At 49.9% G+C, this 14592-nt stretch carries 8 protein-coding genes and 1 pseudogene; 5 read left to right on the forward strand and 4 right to left on the reverse strand.

Features of this window, described 5'->3' with window-relative positions; translation table 11 throughout:
• Positions 1–9: 9 nt before the first annotated feature.
• Positions 10–2433, reverse strand: a complete 2424-nt coding sequence (locus ACDC99_RS07490) for a hypothetical protein (protein WP_370756466.1) — start codon at positions 2431–2433, stop codon at positions 10–12.
• 1093 nt (positions 2434–3526) lie between these two features.
• On the opposite strand from ACDC99_RS07490, the gene ACDC99_RS07495 reads away from it, so the two are divergent.
• The 4 genes from ACDC99_RS07495 (at position 3527) to ACDC99_RS07510 (ending at position 8287) form a co-directional block, all read left to right on the forward strand.
• Complete coding sequence (locus tag ACDC99_RS07495) at positions 3527–4921, forward strand: methyltransferase RsmF C-terminal domain-like protein (RefSeq protein ID WP_370756467.1); 1395 nt, start codon at positions 3527–3529, stop codon at positions 4919–4921.
• An 822-nt stretch (positions 4922–5743) separates the two neighbouring features.
• Positions 5744–6718: a polyprenyl synthetase family protein gene (locus tag ACDC99_RS07500; RefSeq protein WP_022316529.1), complete on the forward strand. Its 975-nt coding sequence runs from the start codon at positions 5744–5746 to the stop codon at positions 6716–6718.
• A 25-nt stretch (positions 6719–6743) separates the two neighbouring features.
• The gene (locus ACDC99_RS07505) at positions 6744–7487 is read left to right on the forward strand and encodes a hypothetical protein (RefSeq protein ID WP_022316528.1); all 744 of its coding nucleotides are present in this window, start codon (positions 6744–6746) and stop codon (positions 7485–7487) included.
• A complete protein-coding gene (locus ACDC99_RS07510) occupies positions 7484–8287 on the forward strand; it encodes a TatD family hydrolase (protein WP_044074157.1) in 804 nt (267 codons plus the stop codon). The genes ACDC99_RS07505 and ACDC99_RS07510 overlap by 4 nt, the downstream gene beginning before the upstream one ends.
• A 349-nt stretch (positions 8288–8636) precedes the next feature.
• On the opposite strand, the gene ACDC99_RS07515 is transcribed toward ACDC99_RS07510, so the two are convergent.
• From ACDC99_RS07515 to ACDC99_RS07525, 3 genes and pseudogenes are all read right to left on the reverse strand, one after another.
• Positions 8637–11117 carry a T9SS C-terminal target domain-containing protein gene (locus ACDC99_RS07515; RefSeq protein ID WP_370756471.1) on the reverse strand — a complete coding sequence of 827 codons (2481 nt, stop codon included), beginning with the start codon at positions 11115–11117 and terminating at the stop codon, positions 8637–8639.
• 225 nt (positions 11118–11342) lie between these two features.
• Complete coding sequence (locus ACDC99_RS07520; protein ID WP_370756472.1) at positions 11343–11936, reverse strand: virulence RhuM family protein; 594 nt, start codon at positions 11934–11936, stop codon at positions 11343–11345.
• Positions 11937–12122: 186 nt separating this feature from the next.
• A pseudogene (locus ACDC99_RS07525) lies at positions 12123–12620 on the reverse strand (IS982 family transposase); the annotation flags it as partial.
• Positions 12621–12707: 87 nt separating this feature from the next.
• On the opposite strand from ACDC99_RS07525, the gene ACDC99_RS07530 reads away from it, so the two are divergent.
• The gene (locus tag ACDC99_RS07530) at positions 12708–14330 is read left to right on the forward strand and encodes a carboxylesterase/lipase family protein (protein WP_370756474.1); all 1623 of its coding nucleotides are present in this window, start codon (positions 12708–12710) and stop codon (positions 14328–14330) included.
• The last annotated feature ends 262 nt before the right edge of the window (positions 14331–14592 follow it).

Genomic DNA, 14592 nt, shown 5'->3' on the forward strand with positions numbered 1-14592 from the left:
GTTTTTGGGTTATCTGATTATCATCTTCTTTCCGTCCATCACATAGAGGCCCTTGGGCAATCCCTCCAGACTGCTGCCACGGCGCACCATCTGTCCGTTCATGTTGAACACGCCGTCTATGCCGCGCTTGTAGGATGTGCAGTCGGTGCTGCCGTGTATGTCGGCGATGCCTGTGGTGCTGTCTTCCACTCCGTCGATGAGCAGCGATACGGATTTGCCCGTTGTGCCTCCGGCAGAAGTATTGCCCGTCAGCTCAAACCAGCAGCGGAACGCCTTCAGTCCGTATGAATACCGTTCGCCGCCGTTTTCTTTAGTGCCGCTTGGCACCTGTATCAGCTTTCCCTTATACATGAAGTAGTCGCCGTTGAGGTCGTCTCTGCCCGAGATAATCTTGTTCTTGCCGCTTTCGTCCTTGTCGTATGTCTTCGCCATAGTGCCTTTGCAGACCATGCCACCGCCGGTGGCAGAGACGGTTGTTGTTGACTCCCAATTGGTGGTGTTTACATAGTCATTCAGCTTCTCCCTGTCGAGCGACACCATCGTGATGTCGTAGTGGTCGGCTTCCAATTTTTTCGTCAGTCGGTTGTTTTCGTCTTTAGACGGCTGGTAGTCAGTGCCCAGCCATTCGCTGTTGTCCTCGCCCTCTGATGTATAGAAGTGTTCTACGGTGTAGGCTGCCGACTTCACCTGTGTGTATGGCGGGAAGACGATATATGGCTCGAATGCCCTTACCATCACGGCTTCGTCGCTGTCTGGCTCCACGGTGACGAACTGCACGCTGTTCTCCGTCAGCGCCGCAAGCTTCGCCACCTTCACGGCATCTCCGAACGTGCGCTTCATCTGTCCCCATGTCAGGTCTACGGGCAGTATGAGCGAGTTCCACATATTGTCGTTCAGCTTGCGGTTCAGATGAAGCACGCTGTTCTTGTATTCGTCTGCAGCCTTGGTCAGATAGAGCAGGTCGGTAGACTCCTCGTCGAGAATCAGCTCCGGGTTGCGTCGCGGTCCGGCATAAAGCAGCTTGAATTCGTCCACGGCGGTCAGCTCGTTGGCGGCTACAGCCGACTTTCCGTCGGGTGTAGAATCTACGTAGAAACCAATGCGGAGAGTCACGGGATTGTCGTTTGATATTTCATTCCCATTCGGGGCTTTGTCGAGACATATCTGCACCTGGTTCTCATACTCTCCCTCGAAGAAGGCATGTCCGATACCGGCTCCAGCGTAGTTCTTGCCATTGTGTGTTTGGGCAAGCGCCTCGGCATCAGTCTGACTGATACCGTTGAGGGCTGCTGTTGAGTATTTATCGTTAATCGAATTGCTGTTGGCATCGACCGCCGTAATGAACAGGTTTGCAAGCGGTCCGCCGTTCTGCTTGATGTTCTCCGAGCTGTTCGCTGTGCTGAATCCGTTGCATCGCAGCAGGTACCATCCTCCCTTGTGTACCTGCACGTCCTGATAGAATGTGAAGCCGCGCAGGCCCTTGGTGTAGCAGTAGAAATACTGGCCATAGTCGCGCTGATGAGCTTCTGTATAGTTTTTCCAGCTATTGGAACCTGTACTCTGTAGCTTGTCATGCGTCTTATACATATTTTCGTCTCCAAAGCGCATATAGCTTTCCCAGCCTGTTGGCAATTTATTATCTTTACCTGTGATGTTCCATTTTGTAGCGTCCGCATTATTAGCTCTGAAATCCGGACATGCAATAAGGAAAGAGGCATCGACAGCCGATTTCATATTTGCAGGAGATATGTTGAAGAGTTTGTAATACTCATTCTTTGTAATCACCTTCCACTCCTGGTTCTTGTATTCCGGAGTGCCCTCGGCGGCTATTGCCTGATGATCGCAAAGTTTGTCCTCGTTGTCAGGATAAGCAGTGAGATAACCTAATGTTGTTTTATTGCCGATTCTGACGAGATAAACCTTGTTGGTTTCTGAATAGTCATTGGCTCTATCAAATCTGATAGCGCTTCTCTCTCCGTCTGTTGTGTCCATAAACACCTGTTTATGCTTTGTGTCGATTCCCAGATATGGATGTGCTGCAGAACCTTTCACCTTGCTCTCCAGAAAATACGTTTGTGAACCACTATTCCATATCATATAAATGGGATATGGCGTAACATCCAATGAGGCATGAGTACCCCACATACCGCCAACGCTCAGAAACTTTCTGGCACCGACGTTATACAGACACACAATCTTGTCTCCGTCGGTTTCATCTGTGTGCTTAGTTGTACAATAAGTTTCCGAAGGATCAACGCCACAAAGGTCGTCAACACCTACAAGAATCGTTTTTTCTGTTCCGTTGTTTTCCGTCGCTTCATTTTGCGCCGAGGCTACAGTAGCATTTGCAGCCATCAGCACTGCGGCCAAAGCGACAGCCGCAATGTTTCCTCTTGCCTTGGCAAAAGAAAACAGATAACTTCCAATCTTCATAATTTACTAATACTTGTGTAGATCAATATTTCCTAATACTTGTCGCTGATAATTTCGCTAAAACTTGTCGCAGACAATTTCGCTAATACCTGTTGCAGACAATCCCGCATAACCTGTTGCAGATTTTTATATTTCCTGAATAACACTGATTCACCCGAATGTGCCATTTATGTCAATCGTACCATCGAGTCTGAAAACGATTTGCAAAGGTATGAAAAAATTATTTTTTCATCCATCTCCTCCCCCACCACCATTATTTTTTATGATTTATTAGTATTGGCAGAGATACACCCTGACTTCGTCATCGTGTCAACCCTGAATCTTCATCAAATGGATATTTCCTTTTACAGACAAACACTGTGAAGCCCAATATCAGGTGCACAAAGATGAAAAATTGATTACTACATTGAACGGCCTAATTAGCGATTTAGGTTAAAGGTGTTTAAGAAGGTGACGAAGACAACCAAAACTCTCATTCCAACCTTCATCACGCCTTATGGGCTATATAATAATATGTATGATAGAAAGATAAATAAGCAAGTAACAGGAAACGACTTATTCTTAGTGTCACATTCTTGAGGGCTGTACTTCCTTTTCTTTGTAGCCACCAGACTTATAAATCGGTCATCAGGGCTTGAATATTTGTTAAAAACGGATTCAAATATTATTTTCTTTCCGCCGAACGGGCGATATGAAGGAGAAAAACACTATATTTGTAAATTCTTAGAAATCCCTGCTGTCATTTTGCGAAGCCTCAACAACCGACGCCAAGCGAATAATCGGAGCACTGCCGAGGAGGAAAGCCTTGCCTATGGCATCGGCAATATGACTGTAAACCCCAATCGGTCGTTATGGCTTGCTTGGATTTTGAGTTTTTAGAAGAGTGGATTTTGTTTGTAATAGCGAGCTATTGCGAATTAAAAACAGACTAAAGACGCCTTATAAAAAACAAAAGACTGCAAGCTGTATATATAAAAAATACAATAAACGGTCTAATGAACGATTTGGGGGTAAGCACCCCATGACTCCAGCGGCAGCAGGACACGGATATAAACAAATAGGAATCATAACAAAAAAAACATAACACCACACGATGACCACCACGCCGAAGACAACACTACCAGAGGAGTTCTCCACATACACCCGGGAAATCATGGGAGAGCAGCGGTGGACGCGTTTCGCTGAAGCCATGGGTGAGGAACCGCCGGTGAGCGTGAGACTGAACCCGATGAAATTCCGCTCCGACAGCATGGCACTGCCGGCTGAGGAAGACGAGCCCGTGGAATGGTGTCGGGAAGGACGCTATCTCAAGGAGAGGCCGATGTTCACTCTCGACCCCCTGCTACACGCCGGAGCATACTACGTGCAGGAGGCTGCCTCGATGTATATCACCCAGGTGATACGCGACCACGCACCCGCCGACCGTCCGCTGATGGTGCTCGACCTGTGTGCCGCACCGGGAGGGAAGTCCACCGCCATGCGCAGTGTGCTGCCCGAGGGAAGTCTGCTGATGACCAACGAGCCGATGCGCCCCAGGGCAAACATCCTGATGGAGAACATACAGAAGTTCGGACACCCCGACGTGATAGTGACCAACAACTATGCCATCGACTACCAGCGCAGCAGACTGCAGTTTGACGTGATACTCGCCGACGTGCCCTGCTCCGGCGAAGGGATGTTCCGCAAAGACGAGGGGGCGATAAGGGAATGGTCGGTGGCTAACGTGAAAAAATGTGCCGCACTGCAACGGGAGATTATCACCGACATCATGCCGTGTCTGAGAGACGGCGGACTGCTCGTATACTCCACCTGCACATACAACAGGCAGGAGGATGAGGAGAACGTGGACTTCATCTGCTCTGAATGGCAGATGGAAAAGCTCTCCGAGAGGCATTTCATTCCGGGCGAGACCAGATCAGAAGGTCTGTATATGGCGGCTCTGCGACAGACGGGAAGCGATGCCTCTCAGCAGACCACAATCAGTATGCTCGACTCCTCGGCAACGAAAAAGGACAAGAAGCTGAAGCGGCGCGGAAAGGCGTCGGCAGAACAGGCCGTGAAGGGGGCTAAGGAGATGAGCGGATGGATAAAGGGCAACGAGGACTTCAGCATCACCACGCTCGGACAGCGCTTCGTGGCGGTGAGGAAACAGTGGTGCAACGTGTATGACACCGCACTGGAGAAGCTGCGCGTGATGCATGCCGGCATCGAACTGGGAGAGCCGAAGGGCAAGGACATCATACCGTCGGAATGTCTCGCTCTCTCAACGTCATTCAACCCGGAAGCCTTCGCCACGGCGGAGCTCGACCGCGACACTGCGATTGCCTATCTCAGACGCGAGCCGATACAGTTGCCGCCAGACACGCCGCGCGGATTCGTGGCTGTGGGGTATCAGGGGCTGAACCTGGGATTCGTGAAAAACCTGGGCAACCGCACCAACAACCTCTTTCCGCAGGAATGGAGAATAAGGATGCAGAATGATGCATAGGTCTGGTGTCAGCCACACCTGACCGCAGACCCATCATAACCGCAGACCCATCCTAACCTTCCCAAAGGGACAACCCATCCTAACCTTCCCAAAGGGACAACCCATCCTAACCTTCCCCAAGGGAAGGAACTGGTTACTCCGACTAAATGTCATCAGCCCACAGCGGAAATAGCTGTGCAAGGTAACCTGCATCTCCCCTACGGGGGAGAACGAGAGGGGGCTGAAGTGATTGACTGATGTGATTGGCTGATGTGATTATCTGAAGTCTTTGACAAAGCAGAGTAACCTGTCCCTTCCCTTGGGGAAGGTTAGGATGGGTTTGAGAACGAGAGGGGGCTGATGTTCATTGGCAAAACCATTGGCTGATGTCGTCTGGAAGCAGCGAGCACCATAGTGCTCCAAATCCGGAAAAATCCCAACCGAATCCAAGACTCATTGGCAAAATAATATCAAAGAAAAAAATCCGTGAAGACCAATCCGTGCAAAGTCCGTGATATCCGTGTTTTTTCTTTGATTTGTCCACGCCGAAGGCTGTGGACACGATGTCAAAGGATGGAAAGGATTCCAGTGTGAAAGCATATAGTGTCCATCAGCCTTCGGCGATGGCCACAGGTCAAAAAAAACAAAACACAGATAACACCGAGGAACACGGATTAATCTTTCACGGATTATTTTTTGACCTGAAATCTTTGGATTTCTATATGGATTTCAGAGGATTTGCGAGTGCTTGGGGCACTCCCCCATTCAACAAATGAGAGATTTGCAAAACTTGAATAAGTAACATATATATAAATACGACAAACCTAACAAAAAAACATAATTATGCTGACAGCAACCGAAATACAGGAGAAAGTGAACGCATACATCGCATCACTTCCCTACGAGAGAAAACCAAAGTCGCTCTACGACCCGATAGAATATGTGCTCGCCGCCGGCGGAAAACGCATACGCCCGTCGTTCGTGCTCATGGCATACAACCTCTTCCACGACGATGTGGACAGAATACTGCCCGTGGCTACGGCACTGGAGACCTACCACAACTACACACTGCTACACGACGACCTCATGGACAAGGCGGACATGAGGCGTGGCCGTCCCACCGTACACAAGAAATGGGACGACAACACGGCGATCCTCTCCGGCGACACAATGCTCGTATTGGCATACGAACACCTGGCGAAATGCGACACCAAATATCTCAAGCCCGCTCTCGACCTCTTCACCGAAACGGCACTGGAGGTGAGCGAAGGACAGCAGTTCGACATGGAATTCGAAACACGCAACGATGTGGCTGAGGAGGAATACATCGAGATGATACGACTGAAGACGAGCGTATTGCTGGCTTGCGCACTCAAGATGGGTGCCGTGGTGGCTGGGGCTTCGGATGCCGACGCCAACGCTCTGTATGCCTTCGGAGAGAAGGTGGGACTGGCGTTCCAGCTGCAGGACGACCTGCTCGACGTGTATGGCGACCCGAAGGTGTTCGGAAAGGCTATCGGCGGCGACATCACATCAAACAAGAAGACCTTCATGCTCATCAACGCCTTCAACAGAGCCGACGCCGGGACGCGTGCCGAACTGGAGAGATGGACCACGGCGACGGAATTCGATCCGGCAGAGAAGATTGCTGCCGTGACGGAGATTTACAACAGGCTCGGAATCGACAAGCTCGCCGAACAGAGGATAAAGGAATACTTCGAACAGAGCAGACAGCATCTCGACGAGCTCTCGGTGAGCGACGACCGCAAGGCGGTGTTGCGCGAATACACCGAGAGAATGATGAACAGAAAGAAATAACGAAACACCCACAAAAAGAGAGGAAATGCCATACAGAAGACTCCCCAATACCGACAAGTCGAGACTAAGTGCACTGAAGACGCTGCTCGACAACAACGACATATACATGGCCCGCGACAGGTTTCTGGAATGGAAAGACATAAACCAGGCGCGCACCTGCTACGACAAGCTGCTCACGGCAGTGACGCAATACGAGGTGGACAAAAAGGCGCAATGGCGGAGCGGAACGAAAATAGACCAGCTGCAGAAAAAGGCTTACATGTATGAGAGCCACTTCATGCAGGTGTTGCTCATGGCTGTGACAAGAGGGGAGATAAAGCGCTCTAACCTGAAACTCTACGGACTGGAGGAGACCGCCACCATGATTCCCGTGGACAACAGCATAGGGTCGATAACGGAATGGGGACCGAAAATCATCAGCGGAGAGAAAAACCGCGTGAAGAAGGGTGGCAGACCGATTTACAACCCCACGATAGGAATGGTGGAGACCCACTTTGACATCTTCAAGGAGGCTTACGACAAGCAGAAGGCGCTGCAGAAACGCACAAGCGAAATGGAGCAACGGCTCAAGGAGATACGACCCGAAATCGACGAACTGATACTGCGCATCTGGGACCAGATAGAGGCGCACTTCAGCGAGGAGGGAAAACTCGTGATAGACCGAGTGGCCGACTGTGAGCGCTTCGGCATACGCTACTACATGCGCCGCAAGGAGAAACGCAAGATGCAGGAGAAGGAAAAGGAAAACAAACAGGAGAATGAACAATGATTGACACGCATACTCATATCGACGGCGAGGAATTCGCCGAAGACCGCGCGCAGACAGTGCTGCGGGCACAGGATGCCGGAGTGGAGAAAATCTTCGTGCCGGCAATCGACCTCAAGAGCATCGGCAGCGTGGTGGACACATGCCGGCAGTTTCCGGGCTACGCCTACCCCATGATAGGTCTCCACCCGGAGGAGGTGAAAGAGGACTGGAAAGACGCAGTAGGCCAGATGCGACGGATTCTCGACGAGCAGAGGCAGAAAGCACCGTCGGCAGACAACCCTCCGTTCATCGCCATCGGCGAGGTGGGACTGGACTTCTATTGGAGCCGCGAATTCGAGAAAGAGCAGCTGGAGGCTTTCGAGGAGCAGGTGAGATGGTCGATAGAGGCCGACCTGCCGCTGATGATACACTGCCGCAAGGCACAGAACGAGATGGTGGGAATACTGCGCCGCTACGAACGGGAACTGCGCCGCGGAGGAGTGTTCCACTGCTTCACGGGCAACGAGCGGGAGGCAGAACAGCTGCTGTCGTTCGGCAATTTCAACATCGGCATCGGCGGTGTGCTGACATTCAAGAAGAGCCATCTGCCTGAAGTGGTGCCCCACATCCCCCTCGACCGCATCGTGCTCGAGACCGACGCTCCATACATGGCTCCCGTGCCGATGCGCGGGAAGCGCAACGAGAGTGCCTATGTGGCATACGTAAGAGACCGCCTCGCCCTTGCCTACGGCATCTCCCCCGAGGAAATAGACCGCCACACCACAGCAAACGCCATGAGGATGTTCCTGCCGGAAGGATAGAATGCCATAAGGATGTTTCTTAAACCCAAATCGGTCATTAGGGCTTGCTTGTATTTTGGAATTTTAGAAGAGTGGATTTTGTTTGTCTTTTAATGAGTAATAGCGAGCTATTGCGAATTAAAAACAAGCAAAAGACGCCTTATAAAAAACAAAAGACTGCAAGCAGTCATTAAATATTTCTATAAACGTCCTAATGACCGATTGGGGTTAAAGGAAGGATACTATAGAAATCCCCCGACCTGTCCCAGAATGGACAGAATCGGGGGATTTTATTATAGGCAGGTATCAGGTTATGTAAACACAAAAGGATGTAGCTACCTGCCTTGTTTTCTTATCAGCCGAGCAGAGGTTATGGCACTACCACCTTGACTGTCTTCTCTCCGGCCTTCACGATATACACGCCGGGAGCAAGGCTGACGGCATGACGACCAGCCGGAACAGTTGCCACTGTCTTGCCCTGCATGTCGTATACATCAGCTGAGTCATAGTCTGTAGACAATGAGATGCTACCGTGGGCCACTCTGATATCAAGGGCGTTGCTGCCGGTTGAGACACTGCCTACTGCGGTTTCTATGCCATTCACATACACACGGTCTGAAGTTTCAGATACATAGTTAGTGTAATCCTTGGTCCTCATCGCCGTAACATCATAGGCATAAGTATACTGCGGGTCGAGATCCGTCACGTTGAAACCGCTTCCTTTCGGATACATCACCGAATACGGAGCTATGAGAGTCTCGCCCTTGCGCACATTCTGGCGGATGGTTACCTCATCGATGAAGAAAGGTTGGCCATACATGCTCATGAATGCCAGGATGACGTTCTCACGCAGGTTCTTGTTGTCGGTAGCGTCGAAGTGGATTGTGGCAGATGTCATTCCCGTGCCATTCAGCGTGAGCGGCATGATGCGATGGTCGGTGGCTACATTGTCGGTGTAGTTTTTCAGGAGCATCACGAAGAGAGTGTCGCTGGCAAACGTGTTGTATGCCTTCACGTCTACATCAAACGCTCCGCCGTCGCAGGTGAGGTCGAGGTGCGGCGATGTAACGAGTCCTGCCAGACCCATCCACACGTTGGTCTGCTGTGCTCCTGCCATTCCATCAGCCAGATAAGGCAGCTGCAGGAGCCATTCGGTAGTGGTGTATCCGTTTTCAGCCAGGTTGAACACATATGTGTATGGGTTATAAGGATTGTCAGTGGTACCCTGGTCAATCTTGTTGAAGTTCTCGCTCAGCACCACCACATTCTGCATATCCTCTTTGGGCTGCAGCACCTTCATGATGTTGAGCTTGTATCTGTCGGCATTGTTCAGCTCCGTCCAGTTTGCCGTGAACGAGGTTTCGGTGACATTCGTTGCCTCCTTTGCCTCCACCTTCACTCCGAGAATGCCGTCGACCCACATGTCGGGCGATGGCTTCGACACCACGCTTCCGTTCTTGGCTCTCACATTGTAGAAATATTCATAGTTGGGGTCGATGTCCATGGTGTAGCAGGTGTCGGTCAGTTCCTTGTCGAGCTGGGTCACCGGCACTCGCTGTGTGGCATAGTCTATCTTCACATCGTCGATGGCGAAGTCGACGGAGTTTTTCTGTATGAAGAAGAACTTCACCCTTGTCATTCCTTCTCCTATCTGTTCTGATGTGAACGAGTATTGTCCGCCTTCGGCCTGCATATAGTAGTTTGGCATATTGGCGATAGGTATCCATCCGTCTTTCTCGTTGTATACGGCTACCTGCACCAATGAGTAGGTATAGTCGGTTTCATTCTCCATATTACTCGGTTTCACCCAGAACGAGAGTGATGTTATCGGGGCCGGTGTCTCGGGCGAAATGATTTCGTCGCCTACGGCATCCAGACAGAGCGACAATGGGGCCGAACTGTAGTTGCCCTCGGATGTGTATACATCCTGTGAGCCTTGTGCCGACAGATTGATAGTCCATCCCTCCGGATAGCCGGGGTTGTCCTGGTTTATGGTCTTGCCGTCGGCGTTGATGTTGATACCGTCGAAATTCTCCGACAGAGAGCCTGGCTCCACACTGTGTTCCGGCATCTCCTTGCGGTATACGTTGAGGAGATACGAACTCGCCGTCGTAGTGGGGCTCCAGCGGGCTGTAAACGAGGTGGAAGAGTTGTTTACTGGTTGCAGCACCTGTGGCGCCGGTATCTTGTTGGCCTTGCGCGTCACCACGATATCGTCGAGCAGGAGGTCTACCTCCTCGGCAGAAAACTGAAATATATTGTTGGGATTGAATGTGGCCTGGTCGGTGGCGAAGGTGAATTCCTGCCACTGGTCGGAAATGTCAAAATCACGGTCGTCAACGGGACCTTCGTTGTTGTCGCACAGTGCCACACGGATGACGCCCTCGTCGCCGGCTTTCAGACATCTGGCGCGGAACTTCAGCACTACGTCTCCGCTGAGTTCCATCTCCGGTGTGCTTATGAATCCTCCTGCAAGACCACCGTATTCAGACTCATACATGCGTAGCGCACATGCCTGTCCTGCCTGGTATACCTCATTGCCGGTCCAGCCCTTCGTTCCCATGAGGTCTGCCGGCAGCACATAGTTCACGCTGCCTCCTCCGAGCATCTTGGTGTCGGGTTCGGCGTTGGTACCTGCTGTCCATTTGTCGAAATGCTGGTCTACAACTGTCTTGGTGGGAATCTCGTCGTCTGCACGGTTGGGCAGACTGTGGCATTCTGAAGTTCTCGGCATTGCTTTCATTGCCGCTCGGGCAAACTTGCCCATCGGTGTTTTCTGGGCGTAGGATACTGACGGCAGAAGCATGAGAGAACACAACGTTGCCGAAATAATCATGTGGATATTCTTCATAGATAAATTGTTTTATTTAAGGCAGCACTGCAAATAAATATGTCGTTAATCTCTAATCGGTGTCTAAGCATCAGCCTGCCACAATGCTGCCACAAAGCAGGCGACATTTTCAAAACCGTGCCAAAAATAGCAAAATTATTCCACCTTGCAAATCATTATAGACAAATTCTTCCTTTATGTCATCAAAATACCGACTTTTGCAAAATAGAGGTTTCAGATGCGGCTTTAACCCAAATCGGTCGTTAGGGCTTGCTTGGATTTTGCTCTTTTATAAGGCGTCATTTGTCTGCCTTTAATTCTCATTACACTGAACAGTCCGGAGTATTCTCCTTCAGATACTTTGTCTTGCAGAGTGAGAGCTCGCGACATCAACCGGACCACATCCTTCAATTCGTCATAGTGGTCGAGGCGTCGTTGGTCTATGGCATAGCCTCTGATGAGGTACTGCTTCAATATGCTGTTAGCCCATCTTCTGAAAGCAATACCATTCCGGCTTTTCACTCTATAGCCCACAGAAATAATCATATCAAGATTATAGTAATCTATTTTCTGCATTTGGATATAACCCTCTTTTCTGCCATATTTCTTGGGTGTCGCAAATTTTGCGACTACCGGCTCTCCTTCTAGTTCCTCCCTCAATGCATTATTGATATGCTTTGCTATTGTCTTATAGTCTCTGCCATAAAGTTGAGCGATTTGCTCTCTATTAAGCCACACAGTTTCCTTTTCCAACTTTACTTCAAGTTGGGTGTTGCCATCATCAGTCGTATATATAACGATAGACGAGCCATTATTTGCAACAATTTTATTCTCTGTCATATTCATCCTTGCTCCTTATATTGATTCCACATTTCGAGCCATATACATATCACGTCATTACATACATAACTTCTTAACCGCAAAGTTATTGCTTTTGTGTTTCTTTTTAGTTCACACCTGCCTCTTCTCTTGCAAAAGAAACTTTTTGGGGGGACGAATTCCAAATGTAACCTGTTGGCGGAATTTATTTAGTGCATACTTAATTCTGCCAATGGGCTTGTCGTAAATGAAGTTTACGTATTGCAGAATGGTAAGTGCACTAATTTTGCCAATGATTCTGGCAAACAAACCATTCGTTATTTTCGCATAGTTCCTGATGACCAGGAACTGGTCTGTAAGTTGTGAGAATAAAGTCTCAATCCTCTTTCTTGCCTTTGCAAACGGAATGAATGTCGGTTTCCAATCCTTTTGGTTAAGCCGATACGACAACCACTTCTCACTATCAATGCTCTCGGTCTCTGCCCTCAGGGATAGCGCCACCACTTCCAAATCCGAAAACTTGGGAACAGGACCACGATGTGGAACATTACCAGATTCATTGACGAGATTTTCAGAGAATTGCTTGCATTTCTCAAGTATTTTGACGAATTTTGTATAAAGGTTGTACATACGATGGTTTGGACTTAATATTTTGATCACCACTAAGTTACTAAAAATCAGCGACATGTACAACCTTTTACTCATATTTATCAACTTAAATTAATTCCGCCAACGGGTAATATGTAGATTTTTCTGCAACTGAATAATAACTAAAATCGTAACAAGAGTGCAATGAAAAAAATGATGTTTCTGATAGCCTGTGTGTTATGCGCCGTAGCAGGCTATGCGCAGCAAGGGCCTCTGGCCACCACACAATATGGTGTGCTTGAAGGCGTGTGCGAGTCGGGTGTAAACGTGTTTAAAGGTGTGCCCTTTGCAGCACCACCCGTAGGCGAAAACCGTTGGCGTGCGCCACAACCGTTGCAGTCGTGGCAAGGGGTGCGCAGTGCTAAGAAGTTTGGCAACGACCCCATGCAAGGCAACCCTTTCGGTGATATGGGCTTCGATGCCGAAAAGAAAAGTGAGGACTGTCTGTATCTTAACATATGGACGCCTTCCAAGACCTTGACCGACCGTCTGCCGGTGGTAATCTACTTCAATGGTGGCGGACTGATTGCCGGTTCGGGCAGCGAGCCGCGATACTCGGGACGTCAGATGGCACGCCACGGCATTGTGGCTGTTACTGCCAACTACCGCGAAGGCATATTCGGGTTCTTCTCACATCCGCAGTTGTCGAAGGAAACATCGTATAAAGGTTCTGGCAACTATGGTTTTATGGATCAAGCGGCGGCCATCAAGTGGGTGTATGAAAACATTGCTGCCTTTGGTGGCGACCCCAAGCAAATAACCATTGTTGGCGAGTCGGCAGGCTCTATGTCGGTCAGCGCGTTGCTGGTATCGCCTCTTACGCGTGGCATGATTGCTCGTGCTATGGCATCGTCAGGAGCCGTGTGTGGCCGACGCTTGTTTTCACTTAAAGATGCCGAGAAGCAAGGCGTCGAGAAGCTGAAAGAGTTGGGGTTGAAAAATATTGCCGATGCCCGCAAGATGTCTGCCGACGAACTGTTGGCCAAGACGCAGTCTGGCGGACTGGCATCTTATTGTCTTGACGGCTACTTCTTTACCGAAGACCCCACCGATGCTTATCTCAATGGACACCAACAGAAAGTGCCGTTGCTCGTAGGTCGCAATAGTTTAGAGATGTCGCCGCAAGCCTATCTTGGCGGAAAGGCCCCCACACTTGAAAACTTTCGCCCCGCCCTTGAGGCCACCTTTGGCGACAAGACCGATGAGGCCATGCGTATGTATGGTCTGAATACCGACCGCGATGTGTTGGGCAAGCCTGGCGTCGACTTCGCCTCCGATCAGTTCATTGCCTATGGCACGTGGCTTTTTGGCTATCTGCATGCCAAAACCTCTGGTCAACCGGTCTATCGCTACTATTTCTCACGTCCGCGTCCCGCGATGCGCAACAACGAGCTGGTCGCAGGTCTGGCTGGCGGTGTGCAAAAGAAAGGCGATGGCGACGTGATGACCATTCCCGAATATGATGAGTTCAAGGGTGCTGTCCACTCGGCCGATATCGAATATGCTATGGGCACCTTGCCCACCAATCGTGTGTATGACTGGCAACCTGACGACTACCGCGTGTCAGACCAATTCATAAACTACTATGCCAACTTTATAAAGACTGGCAACCCCAACGGTCTTGGACTTGCCGACTGGACTTCAATCACAGGCAAGGAGCGGCCCACGCAACTCATTTTAGATGTAGACTCGCATGAAGAGTATGACCCGGCATTTGAGCAACGCAACCTGTGGCTCATGCAGTTTAAGTGTTTCGGCAGCCGATAAGGAATACTGAAATTAACGATGTGAATAGCAAAGGGGTAATCCTTTTTAACTCCAATCGGTCATTAGGGATTACTTGGATTTTGCTCTTTTAGAAGAGTGGATTTTTGTTTGACTTTTAATGAGTAATAGCGAGCTATTGCGAATTATGCTCATGAAGAGTGAGTCCTGAAGGTGTTCACATGTCTGGTATATGACACATGCCAAAAAATCCCCCACGGCGTGGGGAACGATTCCCCCTAATGTGGGGTTTCATTCCCCACGG

Source organism: Prevotella pectinovora, assembly GCF_041323955.1.
GTDB classification, from domain to species: domain Bacteria; phylum Bacteroidota; class Bacteroidia; order Bacteroidales; family Bacteroidaceae; genus Prevotella; species Prevotella pectinovora.